The sequence below is a fragment of the Sodalinema sp. genome, assembly GCF_046483825.1.
GTDB lineage: Bacteria > Cyanobacteriota > Cyanobacteriia > Cyanobacteriales > Geitlerinemataceae > Sodalinema.
This window is the reverse complement of sequence record NZ_JAWOCL010000258.1, coordinates 1-18973: the sequence shown is the minus strand read 5'-3', so window position 1 is coordinate 18973 and position 18973 is coordinate 1. Positions and strand designations below refer to the sequence as shown.

The window sequence follows — 18973 nt, the reverse complement described above, 5'->3', positions numbered from 1 at the left end:
CGAGGGAGCGCCAAATGATGGCAGCGCCTGGATAAATGAAAATAGTACAGGAAATGATAAAGTGCTGCGTGGCGGCTCCTGGGGCAGCAATCCCAGGAACTGTCGCTCTGCCGTCCGCGGCAACAATATGCCCGTCATCGCCGACGGCATCAACGGGTTTCGGGTTGCGTGCGCGGCGTCCAGAACTCTTTCTTAGCCCTTTGTTCTTTTCCTCTTTTGCCCTTTGAGTTCTCGCCTAGCGGCGAGTCGAATTTTTTTTTCATATAGCAATAACAGGGATGGATAGGACAGAAACGTGGACCCCAATTGTTTTGGCTATGAAATGCCACCCCAATCGTAAACCGTTGAGAAACCGAGTGTCTCCAAGACACCCGGTTTCTGGTATTCGACCCTAACAGCCCCCAGGACAGGGATTAAAACAACGGACAGCATCCCCCGACCTCTCAAATTGCAACGATTCCTCCTCCACATTCGCCCACCAGACTTCGCGAACCTCAGGATAATACTCAGAATCCTCATAACCGCCACTGGTGACGATCGCCATCATCCCAGGAAAACCCTCCCCCTCCAATCGTTCACAGGTGGGAGTCCAAGACTCTCCCACCGCTAAGGGAGGATAAACCGCCTCAGCATCCACGATCGCAAACACCGGATAAGTCCCCCCACCTGGAATCGGTACATCCTCTAAGTGTTTTTGCAAGAGGAGGACCCCTTCGATCTGATCATCCTCACTTTGGGCAAACTGCAAAGCATAGCCACAGATCTGACCGCTGGCATCCTCTAAACAGCGGCCAAAGGACTGCCAATCGGGCATTACGCCTCCGTCCACCCCCTCTCGTTGTCCTTCAGTCCAACCGAGCCACCACTCTAAATAGCGTACAATCGCCCCAGCCATCGCCTGACGCCTCGTATCACCCTGTTGGGCAAATCCTTCGGCGGCATCCTTGAGATCGGCGATCGCCCCCTGCCAGTCTTGGACTTCGGTTCGTTCCAGGGCGCGATCGAACCGGGTTTGCGGATTAGCCGCCTGCGGTGAACTCTGGGCCAACTCCCCCGAAGAGGCCTCGATTTCCCGGTCCCTGGGAGTCGGGCCACAAGCGGCCACTGCAACCGTCATCGCCAACAGCGTCATGGTTGCGAAACCGTTTAAACCTCTCATCTTAAACCTCTCCTCAATGCCTCGCTTCCTGACATCACAATAACTGGTACCTGTTTGCAACAATTCGGGGTGAAAGAAAGGGCGTACCACTTGCGGTTCGCCCCTACATCTTTCCCCTCTTGGGAGGGGTGCCCGGAGGGCGGGGTGGGTTATCCGGTGTTCCCTTAAGCTTCCTCGGGGTTAATGACCTCCGGTTTGAGATCCCGTTCCATCAACGCCGCCACCGCTTCCTCTGGTGTGATTTGGTTGTTGAGCAACCGATACACTTGATAGGAAATCGGCACTTCAATGCCCTGTCGCTTGGCTAAATCAATCAATACATTGGTAGTATTGACCCCCTCAGCGGTACTCTGAATTTCCTCTAGGACTTGTTCTAGAGTTTTGTGTTGCGATAAACCAAATCCCACCCGATAATTACGGCTGAGACTACTGTTACAGGTGGCCAACAAATCTCCGAGTCCCGCTAATCCCCAGAAAGTTTCGGCTTCAGCTCCCATACTGGTTCCGACGCGGACAATTTCAATCAAGGCTCGTGTCAAAAGGGCAGATTTGGCGTTAATGCCTAAGTCTAACCCGTCGCAAACGCCAGAGGCGATCGCCATCACGTTTTTGAGAGTTCCGCCGAGTTCGGTTCCAATCGGGTCAGTATTGGTATACACCCGAAAAATATCCGAGGAATAGGCTTCTTGAATCGTCTCAGCCGCCTTGAGATCTCGACTGGCGGCGATGGTGGCGGCGGGGAGTTCCTTATCAATTTCCTTGGAGAGATTTGGCCCCGACAGAACCACCACCGGATGATCTGGAAAGGCTTCTTGCCAAATTTGCGAGGGGGTGCGGGTTGTGGAGGGTTCTAAGCCTTTGGTGGCGGTGACAATAATCGTGTTCGCCGGTAAGCCAATCTCCTGAACTTTCCTGGCGGTTTCAGCCACCCCTTTCATGGAGATTGCTGATAGCAGAACATCAGCATCGGCGATCGCATCGTCTAGGGTAACATCACCGCGACGAGACCAAAACTGGACATGATTGTCTCCATATTCAGCCAGTCTTCCCAAGGCGGTTCCCCAAGCACCGGTTCCGAGAATTGTAATATGTTTCGTCATTGTATTGTTATGAATCCTAACAAACTACCATCAATAGCATACCCGTTCTAGTTTATCTCAAATCGGAAGCGAAATTACTAATGACGAGAGTTCTAACGGTCTTAGAGCCGTGGCTAGATTCTCTGAAACGGAGATTATGGACTACACCAAGACCATCAAAGGCGGCTCCTCTGGGACGTATTTAGGATTAAGTTTTAAGGTCTAGTCGCCGACGACTTACCGCCGACGACTTACCAATGATGTTCCTCTCCGAGTAAGGCTGTTGCCGCCTGTGCGGTTAAGGGTCTTGAGAAATAATAACCCTGTCCATACTCACAGCCTAAATTGCGGAGTTGTTCAACATGAATTGCCGTTTCAACCCCTTCAGCAATAACTTTCATGTTTAGGCTATGAGCCAGGGTAACAATAGCTTGTACAATTTCTCGCTCATCGTTATCTTCATCAATTGGATCAACAAAAGAACGGTCAATTTTGAGGATATCAACAGGTAACCGATGCAGGTGACTTAGAGATGAATAACCTGTACCAAAGTCATCAATACTTAACTGAATTTTTCGATTTTTTAGCTCCTCTAAAATCGATTTAGCTACCTCATAATTACCAACAATTGTACTTTCGGTGATTTCCAACTTCAAAAAACGCCCATCCAGTTGAGAATCCTTTAAGATATCATCAATCCGATTCAATAAATCAATTTGAGCAAACTGTTTAACTGAGATATTAACCGAAACCGTTAAATTTTTGGCATGATCATATTGACATTGCCATCGTCTAAGATACGTACAAGATTGACGCAATACCCATTCACCAATGGGAACAATTAAACCGGTTTCCTCTGCCGCTGGAATAAACTCAGCCGGAGAAATTTGACCGCGTTCTGGATGATGCCAACGTAACAAAGCCTCGAAACCAACAATCCCCCCTCGTTGCAGATCAACAATTGGCTGATAATTAACCTTAAACTCACCCCGTTCTAAAGCTCGCCGTAGGTTGGTTTCAAGTTGTAAAAAATTGACGGCGCGATCGTGCATTCCCGAGTCAAACACCCGATAGCGTCCTTTCCCTAAATCTTTAGCACAATACATCGCCGCATCCGCATCGCGCAACAGATGTTCTGCTTGGGTATATTGAGCGGTTCCTAAAACAATGCCAATACTGGCACCAATAAACACTTCATGGCCATCAACATGAAAGGGTGCGGTCAGTTGTTGTTGGATGGTTTCGGCGGTTTCAATGGCATTTTCGATGCCGTTAATGGGGTTGAGGAGAATTGTAAATTCATCGCCCCCTAAGCGAAACAGAGTATCAACAGGGCGCAAACAGAGTTCTAGGCGATCAGAAATAAGACTGAGGAGGCGATCGCCGGTTAAATGTCCCAAAGAATCATTCACCACCTTAAAGCGATCGCAATCAATAAACAACACCGCAAAGCGATACTGGTGATTCTTCTGAGTTTCTTTGAGAGCCGCCTCCAACTTTTCCATCAATAAGACGCGATTCGGCAACCCCGTCAAAGCATCATGCAGAGCCATATACATTAACTGCTTCTGCACCCGCTTACGCTGCTGAATTTCCCTTTGGAGTTGCGAGTTGGCCGCCTCTAACTCAGCCGTCCGTTTTTGCACTCGCTCTTCGAGCTTCTCATTTAACTGACGCACCTCAGCTTCCGCCAGAGCGCGATCGCCAATTTCTTGTTGTAAACGTTGATTCTGTTCCCGGAGTCGCTGCTGAAGATCGCGAATCGTCAACTGATTGCGAACCCGGGCCAACACTTCCTTAAACTGAAACGGCTTCGAAATATAATCAGTCCCCCCCACCGTAAACGCCTTCACTTTATCGAGAGCATCATCGAGGGCGCTAATAAAAATAACCGGAATATCGCGGGTTTCGCGATTTTCTTTAAGACAACGGCAGACATCATAGCCATTCATTCCCGGCATCATGATATCAAGCAAGACCAGATCGGGCTTACCATAGCGCGCGCCCTCAAGTCCCGTTGAGCCATCAACAGCGACACAGACCTCATACCCAGCACGGGTTAGAATCGTGTTGAGTAATTCAAGGTTGGCGGGGGTGTCGTCGACAATTAGGATATTGCCTTTCGAGGGACGCTCAGGGCTACTCATTACAGCTTCATGCAAAAATGGGGGCGAGGAGAACGGAACTAGAGTCGAAATTCAAGTTGGCTGGGGACTCTGTGACAATCAGGAAAAAAGTCCATAATCCCTGTCTAGCACGTTAACCCTCATTTTAGGCAAAATCTAGGGGCTTGAGAATGACGGCCGTCACTCAACGATCAACAAATATCGCCCCCCCCACTCGATCAGCCGCCTCGACTGAACCTCGGCCCGGCCCGATGATTACTCCCGAGCATCCCCCTTTTGTAAATCCGAAAGGAGCGACCAATCTCCTGAAAGTGAATCCAAATGGACATCCGGTGCAATCACGACCCGATTTCCTCCAGAGGCTTTGGCGGCCCGAACGGCAATTTCAGCGGTTTCGAGGAGGGAATCGGGGTCAACATTGGGATTAGGAAGATCACTAGCGATCCCAAAACTGACACTCAAGGAGGTAGGAGTTAATTGAGTCGAAATAAAGCGTCGTGCTTGTTGACGTAGGATTTGCGCGATCGCCTGTCCTTGATGACTATCCAAATGAGGCAAAAGAATCAAAAACTGATCACGTTGGCCACGAATCAAACAAGACCCCCGACGGGTCAGGGTATCGCGCCAGGCCTCGGCCAGAGTTTTCAGGGCGCGATCGCCCGTTTCCTGGCCGTGAGCATCACCGTAGGCCCTGAACTGATCAACATCTGCCAGAATCAAGGTCAGAGGTAAGTTCGTATTTAACAAGCGTGTCCATTCATAGCGAAGACGAGCTTGGAAGCTGTCAAGATCTCCTAAACCCGTGAGGCGATCGCAACTAAACACCGTCCCCCGATGAGGATAACGAGGCAACTCCACCAACAGCAGTAAATTCGCGATTTTCTCCAACCAAGCCAGTTCCTTAGGCTGCCAATTACGCGCCGTCACCGCTTGATGCAGGACGATCGCCCCCCAAATCTGACCTTGCTGATAAATCGGCACCAACACACAGGCCTTCACCCGCTGTTGGGCCAAAACCACCGCATCATCGGCACTCAAATGAACATAATCAAGATTACATAAGGCCAACACATCCGGCGAAGGTTTCGACACCAGAGAGTATAAATCCGGAGCCATCGCCGCGCGATGATGACGATCGCCCCCATCTTCGGCCAGAGGAATCGTATTTCCATAAGCATCATAGCGATAGGCCACCACACTCAACAGTCCCAACTCGCGACGAATCCCCACCACCGCTTGTTGAAAGACCACCGACAGAGGTTGTTTACCCAAAATCGCTCGACTGAGGTTCGTTAGGTGTTCTTCCCAACGAAGCTGATGATTGACGCGACGCAAACTCTGCTGAAGCTCATCGCGATCGCCGCGTAAGCCTAAATTGGCCTGTTCTAAATCACGAATCCGCCGTTGCAGGAACGCCCGACGTTCAGCGGTTTCGGACAAACTCGAGTGGCGGCTAGAGGGATGGCGACGGGTACTGAGAACCGCCACTTTTTCAATCCCCTGAAACACCGCCCATTGGCGCAACAACCCAGGAATCTCAGCCGCCGGAACCGGGCGACTAAACAAATAGCCCTGAGCTAAATCACAGTGAATCGACTTGAGGAACTCAGCCTGTTCATTGGTTTCAACGCCTTCGGCCAAAACAATCAGATTCAGGCCTCGACCTAGAGCGACAATGGTTTTGGCGATCGCCGCATCACTCGAATCCTGAGTCAGATCGCAGACAAAGGAGCGGTCAATTTTCAGCGTATCGAGGGGAAACTGTTTAATAAAGCTCAAACAGGAATACCCCGTACCAAAGTCATCCATGGCAATTTGCACCCCCATCTCTCGCAACCGTTGCAACACCGAGATGCTCAACTCAACATCCTTAACGGCCGTCGTTTCCGTGATTTCGAGTTCCAGATAGGCGGCCTTCATCTGAGTCTCGTCGAGAATCTCGACAATGGTTTGCAATAAATTCGGTTGTTGGAACTGACGGGCCGAGAGATTGACCGCCATTTTCAGGGGTTTAAAGCCCATATCAACCCACTCTCGATGTTGCTGACAGGCTGTTCGCAGCACCCACTCCCCAATGGCGCGAATGGCTCCGGTTTCTTCGGCGATGGGGATGAAGCGATCGGGGGAGATGCGGCCCCGTTCAGGATGTTGCCAACGAATCAAGGCCTCAACGGCGACAATTTTGCCGCTGGCCAAATCGATTTGGGGTTGGTAATGTAAACAAAACTCCTGATTGAGAATCGCTTGTTCGAGATCAAGTTCCAGGGCCAGGTTATCGGCCCGGCTACTGAGCAGATCGGGGTTATACAGCCCGATGGTATTGCGTCCCTGCTGTTTAGCCCAATCGAGGGCGGTTTCAGCGTGGCGCAGCAAACTATTGCTATCTCGTCCATGTTGGGGAGCTAAGGCTAAGCCTAAGCTGGCACTAATGGAAAACTCCCGGCCGTCACATTCAAAGGGCAAACGCAGTTGTTTGAGGATCGACTCGGCCACCGCCATGACTCCGTTATGACAGCTTTGGGCGCCGAGCAAGAACACTAACTCATCGCCTCCCCAACGAGCGAGGGAGTCCCCCTCTTGTAAACAGGTCAGGATGCGCTCGGTTATCGTTTTGAGAAGGCGATCGCCCACTTGGTGGCCAAAGGAGTCGTTGACGGCTTTAAAGCGATCGATATCGAGGAAACCCACAGCCATAAAGGTTTGCTTTTGCCGTGATTCGACTAAGGCGAGGGATAACTGCTCATCGAAGAGTAAGCGGTTGGGCAGTTGAGTGAGGGGATCATGGGAGACTTGATAGCGCAACATGGCGCTGACTCGATGTTGCACCACGGCAATATAAAGGTGGACCCCCAGTTGATGGGCCAGTTTTCGTTGGGCCTCGGTCCAGGGATCGGTTTGATCGCGGTGGGCCTCTCGCCAGGCTTCAAAGGAGGCTCGTGGCCGCTGTTGTCGCTCATCGGGATTGGATTTGCCGGCCCACCAAACCTCGGTATCGTGACCGCGACGAAAGAGGGTGAGGTAGCCGACACATTGGCGATGGTATTGCAGAGGAATCACTAACAGCGATCGCACCGGAGTCGGGGTAAGCAAGTCCTTTAGAAACCCCAAAGCGGGGTTTTGGCTCCAAGCCTCGGCATTGAGGGCAATGGGTTCGGGATGGGGAGAACTGTCTAAACTTAAGGGGTTATAACCAATAAATCCCGCTTGCCATTGGGGATGGTCTTCTAACTGCTCAACGACAGCACCATCTCCCATGACCGATAAATCCACCCCCTCCACCTCCGGCTGGGAGCAAAGGTATAAGCGACCACCACTGGCGTCGAGAGCGTTAACGGCTTCTTCAAGGACCTGGTGTTGTAGGGACTTCCAGGGTAGGTGATCATCGAGGAGTTCGGTGATGCGCTCTAGGGTTTGTTCGTAGCGGCTGGTTTCCCGAGTTTGCTCTAATAGGCGGGCCTGGGTGATGGCGATCGCGATTTGATCGATCGCTAACTGGAGGATTTGCTGCTCGTAGCGGGAAAAATGGCGCGGTTGGCTGTGGTGAATGCTGACGAGTCCCCAGAGTCCATTCCGTTCAAACAGGGGCAGTGTTAGGGTGGCTTGAACCCCCATAGCTTTGAGATAGGCTAGATGACAGTCACTGACCACCTCTTCGTAGGGGGGAAGTTTGGGATCGAGGGGGAATAGGGTTTTGCGAGCTGTGGCAATATCGGCAATGATACATTGACGAATTCGCGCAAAGGTTTGTCGGGCCGTGGGGGGGATGTCTTCGGCGGGAAAATGTAATCCCACTAAGGCGGGGAGGCGATCGCCCTGGCGGGCCTCGGCCACGACCAGACCACTTCCGTCCGCCTCAAACCGATAGAGTTTGACGCGATCGATTTCCAAAAACTCTTGAATTCCCTCAACACTACGACTTAGGATTTCTGACAGTTCTTGGGAGTTACGAATACTCCACGCGATTTGATGGAGGATATCTCCGGGATCAGGGACAGTGTTGGACATGGGGGTGGGGGTGTGTCTCGGTCTTTAACCAATGTTCTGGTTATGGTTTAATCGAGTCCTAATATCTAGTTTGCCAGATTCGCTCAAGGTTAGAGCGACAGATCCCCTAACCCTTTATATATTGTCATATTTGAGACTCCTATTTGATATCTAATTGAATCCAGCGGCTCTCAGAGACCGCCTAAAAACAGATAACTCTCTATAGTTTAACCTAATTAACTAGCAAAATCAGGGCAGTTTTTACCAGTTTAACACTTATTTTTTTACCAATCTTTTGGAGGAGGTGGTGGATCACTCCAATCATCTTCTCTAGGGGCTTTATCTTGAAAACCAAACAACTTAGAGCGGAAGAAGCCCGATTTTTGGGTCTGCGATTCTTTAGGATCTGATTCATGATCCTCCAATTCATGATCCTCCAACTCATCTAAAAATTCCCCCTCAAGGATCTCATCTGGCTCATCAGTCGTCTCAGATCCCGTCCTCGATTCCGATGTACCGATGACCCCTTTTCCCTCATGGCTCTCCTCATCTGAAGGGTTTAACCCCTCAACCCGGTCAGCGTTTGGGGGAGAATCTTGCCGCTGAGATTCCACGGATTGAGGTTCCGAGACTTCTAACTCAGAGATGTTTGACTCAGACGTTTTGGGTTCCGAGATTTCTGACTCAGAGATGTTTGACTCAGAGATTTCTGACTCAGAGACTTCTAACTCAGAGGTTTCCGACTCAGAGGTTTCTGGCTCAGAGGTTTCTGGCTCAGACACCTCCTCTAAGGCTGACTTACTATAGCTATAAGAATATAAAGTGCCTTGTCGGTACGCCGACACCGGTTCTTTGTGAACTTCATAATGACCAACCGCAACTCCCGACGGATTCCCCTCAGCATCATCAGACCACTCCTCATCATCAGGCCAATCCTCATCATCCCAAACTTCTGACTCCGACTCCCCCACCCGAGAGGGAGAGACGTCATTGCGGCGAGAGGGCCGACGTTGTGCCGCCGCTGACGAGGTCCGGCGCTTCTCATCAGGGGCCAACGTCTTTCCCGGCGACTCCTCAGCCCCCGGCTCAAAACCCGTCTCATCGAGATCCGTCTCATCGAACGCATCATCTCGAAGCCGACGGGGAGAGGGTTGGGGGGTACGGGCCGACTTCATCGTTCCCGAAGTGCTTGCCGGCCCCGAGGTGCGATCGCCCCGAGGTAACAGCAACGCCACGAACCCGGAACTGACAATTCCGGCCAAAAAGGGAATTAGGAGCCAAATCCCCAAGGGTAAGGCGATCGATGTTATACCCAAAAAGGTCACTGTTAGCATTGGCGAGCTATTTTGAACCAGAAACAGTGCCAGAACCCCCAAGATAATCAAGCCGGTGATGGGCAATTTAGACATTTGCATGGGTTCACTGAGTGAAAACGAGTATTAATCCTCTATTGATCTTCTTTCCAACGTCGTAGCGGTACACAGTCAATCTCAAAGCCATCAAGACTGCGGGCCACCACGAAATCCACGAGGTCTTCAATCGTACGAGGTTGGTGATACCAAGCCGGAATGGCCGGAACCACCCGCACCCCAGCTTCTGCCAATGCCGTCAGATTCCGTAGATGAATCAGACTCAAGGGAGTTTCACGAGGTACAACTACCAGTTTACGTCCTTCTTTAATTTGCACGTCAGCAGCCCGCTCAAGTAAATCGGAACTTAGCCCCTGCGCGAGTTTCGCCACAGTACTCATGCTACAGGGAATGACCAACATCCCCAGCGTGCGAAAGGAGCCGCTGGCAATGTTCGCGCCGACATCACTGGCGGGGTGACAGCGTAGACGACCAAGACTCTCAACTCCGGCTTGTTGACGCCAAAACTGTTCTTGTTGCTGAGGCTCAGCGGGCATTTTAATGGTATTTTCGGCCTGCCAAACCCGATAACTGGCTTTGGAGGCCACCAACTCCACAGAATAGTTGGCTGTGAGAAGATATTTCAGGGTACGGACAGCATAGATGAGGCCCGAAGCCCCGGAAACGCCGATAATTAGGGGTCGAGACATAGAGGTTATGGGGGCAAGGGGCAAGAGGCAACAGGCAACAGGCAATAGGCAAGAGGCAACAGGGAGAACCCACCGCTGACCCCTCCCAGCAGGGGATGATAAGAGGCAACAGGATTAGGGTGCGTTGCGGCCGCCATCAAGGTTGGGCTTCGATCGCTCCATTAGAACCTGCCGTAACGCACCTTTGCTATAACCCTATTCTTCTTCACTAAAGAAGTTTTCATCATCATTGGGGGGGGCTTCGCTGCCACCGCCGACGGGGGCGAGGTCAATTTGCTGACGGTAGTAGTCAACGCTTTTGACCTGAACATCAACGCGATCGCCGAGACGATATTGTTTGCGATTCTTGCGGCCGACGAGGGTTTGTTGACGGGAGCGGTACTCATACCAGTCATCTTTGAGAGACGACACATGAACCAACCCTTCTAAACGAGGGGGAGCCATGCCTTTTTCCCCGGCTTCAATTTCCACGAAAAAGCCATAGGACTGCACCCCGGTAATTAAGCCCCGGAAGACCTCTCCGGTGCGCTCCTTCATGGCTCCGGCCTTTTGTAGACCATTGAGGTCATTTTCGGCTTCTAAGGCGAGACGCTCGCGTTCTGTCAGGGATATCGCTAACCCCGATAGATGCTCTTCAAGTTCACTCTGCACGCCCGGCGGTAGAACATTCCAGTTAATGTGACCATGACAAGAGGAGTGATGGAGATTCACGGAATCCTTAGAGCGGCTGGTGCGGCGATCGCGGCCTTTCTCGAAGACGGCATGGAGGACTTGCTGAATCACGTAGTCCACATAGCGTTGCAGGGGTGCATTCAGGTGCGTATAGCCATCGTCGAGGGCTAAACCAAAATGAACGCCGGGTTTGTTGCTGTAGTAATGGGGGCGAATCACCGCTTCGAGGAGATAGTTGAGAATCTTCTCATCGTCGGTTCCAGACACCTGTTCAGCGAACTGCTTGAAGTCACTGGGGAAGGCTTGTTCCTCGTCTTCGAGCCAAAGTTCGAGATCCATGTTTCCGGCCAGTTTGATGGCATCATGGACATCGTCAATGTCCGGTTGCAGTTGAATGCAATACAGGGCCGGAACCCCTAAGGCGGTGAGGTGATCGGCAATGAGTTGATTGGCGGTGACGACGAACTCATAGGTGACGGCACCGATAATCGGTTGGGTATTAAACACCGGTGCGCCGAGGGGAACTTCATCGCCGAAATGGCTGCTGGCTTCGGGTAAGTAGAGATCAAAAGACCCCCGCAGATAACGTTGTTCCCGTAGCAGTTGGCTGACTTGCTGCAACTCCTTGAGGGTGGCGGCGAGATCCTTTTCACTTTTACTCTGGGGTTCGCTGGCCTCTTCGCCGAGGAAGGTTTGGGTTTCTTCGTAACTGACGAGGCGATCGAGTAACAAGATACTCGGCTGGAGTTCATATTCGAGAATTTCTCCCTGCTCATCTAAGGTAATCAAGAGGGAAATGGCACAGCGATCGCCTTCAGGCGTAAACGAGGCCGCTTCGATAATGGCCTCAGGAAACAGGGGTAACATGGTCTCCCCGAGATAGACGCTGGTTCCCCGTCGTCGTGCTTCCCGTTCAGTGGGAGTATTGAGGTCAACGAGGCGGCCCACATCAGCGATGTGAATGCCTAATTGCCATTGATCACGAGCAAAACGGGTGAGACTATAGGCTCGTTCAACGCAGCCGGGACTGAGGGGATCTTCGACAAAGGCTAGGGTTTTGAGATGTCGTAAATCAAGGCGTTTTTTAGAGTCTTTGGCGGCAATGTCGGCGGATATGCCGCTGAGACTGTCGAGAACTTTCTGAGAAAAGGCCCGAGGTAAATCGTGTTTACAACAGACGATATCAATATCGTTGGCGGCTTCGGCGTCACTCCCGAGTACTTGCACCACGCGGCCTCGGGGGGGATTATCGCCGAGGGGATAGCGTTGCACTTCGACGTGAACGAGATAGTCGATCGCATCTTTGAGGCGTTCGTCGGGTTCGAGGTGAATTTCAAATAAGAGGCGATCGTCGAGGGGAACGGCGCGAAACTCATCGTCAACGGCTTTGACACGAGCTAAGACGGAGGGATTGGCTCGTTCGAGAATTAGGCGAACTTCTCCTTCAGGGGAGCGACGACGACTGCCATCTTTGATGACTTTCACTAATACACGATCGCCGTTCCAAGCGGTGCTGAGATAGGATTCACGCACATAAATGTCTTCAGCACCTTCAGCATCTTGAATGGCGAAGCAAAATCCCTTACTCGAACAGCGCAGTTTGGCTTCAACGAGTCCCTCATCGTCCTCGCGACGATAGCGACCCCGTTCTTTAACTAAAATCCCGGTTCGTTCTAAAGCATCGAGAGCAATGAGGAGTTTGCCTAAATCATCATCGTCATCACAGGCGAGTTTTTTTTCTAGGACTTTGGGGGCAACCGATTTTTCATCGGGGAAGTTGGACAACAGTGTTGCGATCGAAAAGTTCATGCAGTCGTCAATCCTTAAAATATTTTCTTAGTCTTAGCAGCGTAGTCACAGCCATTTGCAAAGCCAGAGGTTGAGGTTGATTGAAACGCCGCGATCGCACCTCGAAAGGGGAGATTTGATCATCGACATTCGCACCCTGGCAGTCTTGGCCTTGGCTTAAAGGCTCAGCACGGCGGTTTCCTCCCATGCAGCGGTCCGCCGAGATTCCAGTGAGGTCTGAGCATGACCGGACACCCGACCGCCTGGGGGGGTGATGTGGATCGTCGCAGCGAATCTCGCGACATCCCAGCAATTATATCTCATTAAGCCGCAGTCCAGGATAGCAGAGATTGGCGCGGCTGGTCTGAGTTGACTCGCCATTTTCGTTGACAATCGTCTAGGCTAGAGTCGGTTAGGAGGGCGTTGTGTTTTGGCGATCGATCAGGAGTAGTCTGATGCTAGAAGAATTTTATCGACGTTATCCCCTCGGACGGGTCTGGGGAGAGTTGATTACCCTTCATGAAGGACAGTATCTGGTGCGAGTGGTGCTATTTGATGGCGATCGCCCCTTGATGTCAACCTTGGCCATGGGAATGTCGGTCGAAACAGCCGAAGACTTGGCCCGGGAGCGAAGTCTGTCTCTATTGCTTCAATCCCAACCGCCACAGACTTCGACTTCCCCAGAGTCTCTGGAGTCACAAGTTTCTCATCATAGCTCCGATAGCACTCAACCCCAAAATGCGGTTTCTAACCCCTCTATATCAACCAGCAAGCCATCTGATTTACCAAAAATAACGTCAACTGAGAAATTATCGTTTCCAAAGCCAACAGAGACGGTTAAGCCTCCTGAATCCTCATCCAGTCCCGAGCCACCCACTGATGATTCTGACTTGTTAGTGCAAACAACCTTGGAGTTACGCCGTTTAGGATGGGATGCTGAACAGGGACGTGTGTATTTAGAGCAAACCTATGGCAAGCGATCGCGCCAACAACTGACTCGCCAAGAACTTGAATCGTTTTTGGAGTATCTTCAGGGGATAGGGGGATAGGAGGCAAAAGCAGGGAACAGGGAACACCGGAACAGGGAACAGGGGGGAAAGAAGGCATAACCCACCCCTAACCCCTCCCAAGAGGGGATGGCAAGAGGCAAGAGGCAAGAGGGGGGTAGGGTTTGTTCTGGCCTCGTAGGGGCGAAAAATTTTTCGCCCTTCGAGCGACAGGGAACAGACATTTACGTTGGCGATTTTGGCAAATCCAATAATCGAGCTGGGTTGTCTTGAGTCATCAAGGCCAAATCTGCCTCGGAAATTCCCTGATTTTGTAATCCTTGGAGAAAGGCCTGATAGCCTTGAATCGGGTTGGGGTCATGGGGACGACCGAGATCCGTACTGAGAATAAAATGCTCGCTGCCAATCTCTTGGATGACGCGGGCCATCTCCTCTAGGGTGACTTGACGCCAGGCTCGATGGGCCGGATCGACGGCATTGGGTCCCATAAGCACATTGACATAATCCAGCTCTAAATAGGCTCCCAACTCCGCTAAGGTCTTCATTTGCTCAAGATTTAAGCCTGGAACCTCGGCCATGGCGTGCGTAATCAGAAGTTTCTCAATGCCTAATTCTCGGGCGCGACGTACCACCGCGAGGACTTCCTGAGGGGAGATATGGCCCGTGGCTAAGACCAAGTGGCGATCGCGCACCGAGTATAAGATTGTTTCTAACTCTGGAACTAGGCGATCGCCGTCTAAAACCCGAATCCCTCCCGGTTCTTGGCCAAACGTCTGCCGATGATAGGCCGCATCAATCGTCGGCAGCCAAACCACCTTACCGCGTCCCCCCGGAAGACGACTCATCACTCGCACGGCTTCGGGATTTAAGCCACCGACGGCTTCATTGAGAACTACCCCGCCAAACACCTCGAGTTCCTTGACGGTTTGTTGAGCAATTCCAGCGCGATCGCCGGTGGGGAAGACATGATTTTTCAAGACAACGGCCCGTAATCCCGCCGACTCAGCCGCTTGTACCAATTGCAGATCCGTCCAAAGGCGAGGAACCACATCGGGGGCTGTATGAACATGAAACTCGATCGCCCCCGATAGCCGAGATGACTCAGCGGCGATCGCCCCAAATCCCAATCCTAGCCACAACAGGCCCGTCACCACAGCGATGGCCAAAAGACCTTGAATCTTCGCAACGATCGATTCCCGCGTCAATCCAGACCCAAATACAGACCCAAATACAGACCCAAATCCACTCATCACAACCGTCTCCTACAAAAACCCTACCGACATCTTGGCCTGGGACAATAACTCACCATAGAGGTCTTCTAGGCGACTGATATTCTTATCGAGGGTATAGCGTTCAAGGACTCGCTGACGGGCCTTATAACCCAACAAATTCGCCATTTCTGGGTGATCTTGAAATAGGGGTAACAGGGTTTGTAGCTGACTGGTGACTCGTTGCGAATCCAGAACCACTCCGGCTCCATCTTCGAGAACTTCTCCATCGGCCCCCGCATCGGTGGCTAAACAAGCCAGTCCGCAGGCCATGGCTTCTAATAACGACAACGACAGTCCCTCAACCAAGGAGGGCAAAATAAACACATCAGCGGCCCGTAAAATCTCAATGCGGCGGCTTTCATCGGCCACATAGCCGAGCCAATGGATCTGTTGAGCTTCGGGATAACTGGCCCGTAACGACATCGCCAGAGGGCCATCGCCGACAATCAGCAGTTTACTATCGGCTCTCATGGACGCAGATTTCCAGGCTTTCAGGAGAGCCTCGACATTTTTTTCCATGGCGATACGTCCCTGATAGACAAATAGCCGTTCCGCCTTGAGTTGAGATTTCAGGGCCGAGGCACCGGGAGCGTATTTGAGGGAATCAACACCATTGGGAATGACCGCAATCCGTTCCGGGGGAACCCCCAACTGAGCCAATAATTCTCGTTGAATCTGGGAGAAGACAATGGTGCGATCGTAATTCGCCAGAAATGGGGCGTAGAGTTGATACATCAAGTGTTGCGTACTTGATGTGAGATTGCGACGGCGGCGATCGAAGGGAGGGTGAAAGGTGGCCACGAGGGGTAAGCCTAACTCTTGGCAAATTTCGGGTAAGACGAAATCTAGCGGCGAGAGAGTCAGCGAAGCGTGGACTAAATCCGGTTTGAGTTGTCGCAGAGCCTCGGCCAGAACTTTGCTGGATTTAAGGGTGGGAATGGTGTAGAGGGTGGACTTATACAGACAGGGAAGCGACACTTCATGAGCCACTGATGGCGAAGCCAGTCCGGCCCACTGGGTTTCCGAAACCGGCTGCACCGATACTCCCGGTTCTGAGTCAGGGCTATTTTGACAAAAGTGCAAAAAACTGACTCGATTGTTTCGATCGAGTAGCGCGTTGGTAACTTCGCGGCTATAGGTGACGTTGCCACAAAACGGCGATTTTTTTCCAAGCCAAGCGATGTGCATTCAAATCGAGAAGGTGAATGGAATCTCGCAACCGCCTCAAGAACTCAACTCTCTGTGAGACTCCCGATTCATGCAGGCCCCATCAAGACGGGGCATTCAGGCGTACTCATTCGAGAGCAGAGGACAATCTGTCGTAATGGTGGAATGATAACCCTTACCAGCGAGGACTGTTCGATTGAGGGGAACGAGAACTTTTATCGGCAATATACCAGGTTATTAGGCCGCCTAGGGCAACGATGACCCCCAGACTTTGTAAAACTGGACCGAGGCCAAACTGGGCTTCGGCAATGCTCGCAAGGGCTAGGGGAAGGGTTAAGGCAATGTTAACAGCATTGTTTTGCAGCCCGAAGACTTTACCCCGTTGTTCTTCGGGAGTTTCGGCTTGAATGATAGTTTGCATGGGAATCCCAACCCAGGCGGCGGAGAATCCCAGGAGGGTGATGACAATCAGGCAGGGGATCAGTTGGCTGGTGTAAAAACTCAAGCTCGCGAGGCACAGGGCCACGCCAATGGAACCATAGAGGTTGAGACGACGGGGGACAAAGTTCGAGCCAATTTGTCCAACGATCGCGGCCCCAACGGCCATCCCCACACCATTGGCGGCGAGGAGGAAGCCAAATTGTTCGGCTCGCAATTCGGGCATGATTTCAGCGACACGGACGGCTAACACAGCTAGGGCGGCAAAGGCACAAAAGAGGATGATTAACTGGATTAAGGCACTGCGTACACGGGGTTTGTCTCGCAAGACGGCCAGTCCGGTTTTGAGATCTTCCCAGACTTTGGTTTTGGCTCGTTCTTTAACGTCAACTTTTTCTCGAACTTGCATCAGCAGCAGTAAGATCCCGGAGAGGACATAACTGCCGCCGACAACGATTTCTTCGCTGTAGTTAAGATGTCCCAAAAGTTGGTTGGCGAAGGCTAACACCGGTTCCCCGACCGCAAAGCCGATAATCACCGAGGCCATCATGGTGGTGGTGTAGAGGGAGTTGGCGGACAGGAGATGTTGCCGTTGCACTAGCAGGGGGATAGCGGCTTGTTCGGCGGGGGCAAAAAATTGAGTTAGGGTTGACACCAGTAAGGTGACGCCGAGAAGCATGATGAACCCTAGGGGAATGCCATCAAATAGGGTTCGTCCTTCGGAAAGCCACACTAAGATGGGCAACAGGAGGACGAATCCGCCCCGTAGGATGTTGGTGGTGACGAGAACGTCTTTTTTGTGCCAGCGATCAACGAGAACTCCGGCGATGAAGCCAAAGAGAACGGCGGGAATGGTGAAGGCGATGGTAATGGCGGACACCCAGCCACTAATGCTTTGGCCTTCGGCTTGGAATTGATTGGCTACGAGGGCGATCGCCATGACAAGATACACTTTGTCGGCAATTTGTGAGAAGACTTGTCCACCCCAGAGGGTTAGGAAGTTCTTGTTTTTGAAAACGGGGAGAAATCCTCGTTCTCCATTTTCGGGGTGATCATGGGGGCGATCGGGGTTGCGATCGTCGGGGTGATCACCATCGATCTCTGGGACATCAACCGGGTTCGTGTCGGGCAGGGGTGTCATAGGGCAAGCAACAGCAGAGCAGTGAAGGATTTGGCTTACGTTGGCTGGGTATGAGACGAAGCCACGTAACTGTTTATTAAGGTAGCAGAGCGGATTGCACGTCCCAAATGATGCTGAGTGTATTCTCGCAGGATTTGCTCGATCGCGATCCAAGCGGCTTCTAGGCTCAGCGTGGATTCACAGAGGTTCGGTTGGGAGAGCTGTTGCAACAAGGCTAGTTCCTGGCCGTTGAGATAGCGGTTTGGGGTTGGGGCGAAGGCGGCTTGGTTGGCCAGAGCTTCGTAGTCGTCTGTGTTGCTGGCTTGAGACGGCTGTTGTCGTTGCTGTTGTCGTTGCTGATATTGGTGCAGGTGTTCGAGGGAGACGATCCCCCCGGAACGGGTGCTAAATCCCACTTCCGGGTTGGCTTGGCTCAGGTTCGGGGTGAGAGCCGTTTGGGATAGACAGCAATAATGGACTTGTGGGGCAATGCCTCCGAGGGCCAACAGGTGAAAGATACCTTGGCATAAATGAGCTAAGACATGAGCGAGGGAAGTGTTGGCGGGCAAGCGTTCTAGCCGTTGCAGGTGTTCGAGGAAGAGGCTAAAGAGTTCCGGTTGGGGGGTGTCGTCTAAGGCTTGGTTCAGGGCGATTTCGGCTAGATATTGACTGGCGGTGAGTCGGCCAAAGTCTCGACTGAGGCCGGGATAGGAGGCGAGGGTTTCGGCGTGGTGGATGCGATCGAGGGATTTTCCGGGTTTCAGCATCAGTTCGTTGAGGACAAATATCCCCATCCGTCCACCGAATTTGGATTTGGCGGCCCGCGATCGCCCGGCCACGACTCGCAGCAGGCCCCGTTCTGGGGTCAAAATCGTCATTAGGCGATCGCTCTCCCCGAGGGGCATACTTTTTAGGTTAATTGCGGTGACGCGGTACATGGGGGAGGGGGGAGGGAACAGGGAACATGGAACAGGGAACATGGAACATGGGGGAGGAGGCATAACCCACCCCTAACCCCTCCCAAGAGGGGATGGCAAGAGGCAAGAGGCAATCGGGGTTAGGGTTGATTGTCGGAATCGTGATTGGGTTCGGGAGGGGGGTTG

At 52.1% G+C, this 18973-nt stretch carries 13 protein-coding genes; 2 read left to right on the top strand and 11 right to left on the bottom strand.

What is annotated here, in order from left to right; all coding sequences use genetic code 11:
- The coding region (locus R6U67_RS16575) for an SUMF1/EgtB/PvdO family nonheme iron enzyme (protein WP_410253582.1) at positions 1-196 on the top strand (196 nt) is incomplete at its 5' end.
- Between the two features lie 195 nt (positions 197-391).
- On the opposite strand, the gene R6U67_RS16570 is transcribed toward R6U67_RS16575, so the two are convergent.
- The 7 genes from R6U67_RS16570 to R6U67_RS16540 all read right to left on the bottom strand — a co-directional run bounded on the left by R6U67_RS16570 (position 392) and on the right by R6U67_RS16540 (position 12888).
- On the bottom strand, positions 392-1159 hold the full coding sequence (locus R6U67_RS16570) for a hypothetical protein (protein ID WP_410253581.1): 768 nt from the start codon (positions 1157-1159) through the stop codon (positions 392-394).
- 164 nt (positions 1160-1323) lie between these two features.
- A complete protein-coding gene (locus R6U67_RS16565; protein ID WP_410253580.1) occupies positions 1324-2259 on the bottom strand; it encodes an NAD(P)H-dependent glycerol-3-phosphate dehydrogenase in 936 nt (311 codons plus the stop codon).
- 230 nt (positions 2260-2489) lie between these two features.
- Positions 2490-4385 (bottom strand): EAL domain-containing protein, encoded by a 1896-nt coding sequence (locus tag R6U67_RS16560; protein ID WP_410253579.1) that lies wholly within the window; start codon positions 4383-4385, stop codon positions 2490-2492.
- A gap of 234 nt (positions 4386-4619) precedes the next feature.
- Positions 4620-8369, bottom strand: coding sequence for an EAL domain-containing protein (locus tag R6U67_RS16555; RefSeq protein ID WP_410253578.1), 3750 nt, complete (start codon positions 8367-8369; stop codon positions 4620-4622).
- A 263-nt stretch (positions 8370-8632) separates the two neighbouring features.
- Positions 8633-9763: a hypothetical protein gene (locus R6U67_RS16550; RefSeq protein WP_410253577.1), complete on the bottom strand. Its 1131-nt coding sequence runs from the start codon at positions 9761-9763 to the stop codon at positions 8633-8635.
- A 32-nt stretch (positions 9764-9795) separates the two neighbouring features.
- Positions 9796-10407: a flavin prenyltransferase UbiX gene (locus R6U67_RS16545; protein WP_410253576.1), complete on the bottom strand. Its 612-nt coding sequence runs from the start codon at positions 10405-10407 to the stop codon at positions 9796-9798.
- A 195-nt stretch (positions 10408-10602) separates the two neighbouring features.
- Positions 10603-12888 (bottom strand): ribonuclease R family protein, encoded by a 2286-nt coding sequence (locus R6U67_RS16540; protein ID WP_410253575.1) that lies wholly within the window; start codon positions 12886-12888, stop codon positions 10603-10605.
- Between the two features lie 434 nt (positions 12889-13322).
- On the opposite strand from R6U67_RS16540, the gene R6U67_RS16535 reads away from it, so the two are divergent.
- Positions 13323-13916: a hypothetical protein gene (locus R6U67_RS16535; RefSeq protein WP_410253574.1), complete on the top strand. Its 594-nt coding sequence runs from the start codon at positions 13323-13325 to the stop codon at positions 13914-13916.
- Positions 13917-14098: 182 nt separating this feature from the next.
- Here the strand turns inward: R6U67_RS16535 and R6U67_RS16530 are convergent, their stop codons facing one another.
- The 4 genes from R6U67_RS16530 to recO all read right to left on the bottom strand — a co-directional run bounded on the left by R6U67_RS16530 (position 14099) and on the right by recO (position 18808).
- Positions 14099-15124: a DUF6282 family protein gene (locus tag R6U67_RS16530; protein WP_410253573.1), complete on the bottom strand. Its 1026-nt coding sequence runs from the start codon at positions 15122-15124 to the stop codon at positions 14099-14101.
- A 12-nt stretch (positions 15125-15136) separates the two neighbouring features.
- Positions 15137-16333: a glycosyltransferase family 4 protein gene (locus tag R6U67_RS16525; protein ID WP_410253572.1), complete on the bottom strand. Its 1197-nt coding sequence runs from the start codon at positions 16331-16333 to the stop codon at positions 15137-15139.
- 154 nt (positions 16334-16487) lie between these two features.
- Positions 16488-17891, bottom strand: a complete 1404-nt coding sequence (locus tag R6U67_RS16520) for an MFS transporter (RefSeq protein ID WP_410253571.1) — start codon at positions 17889-17891, stop codon at positions 16488-16490.
- A 35-nt stretch (positions 17892-17926) separates the two neighbouring features.
- Positions 17927-18808 carry a DNA repair protein RecO gene (recO, locus tag R6U67_RS16515; RefSeq protein ID WP_410253570.1) on the bottom strand — a complete coding sequence of 294 codons (882 nt, stop codon included), beginning with the start codon at positions 18806-18808 and terminating at the stop codon, positions 17927-17929.
- Positions 18809-18973 lie beyond the last annotated feature (165 nt).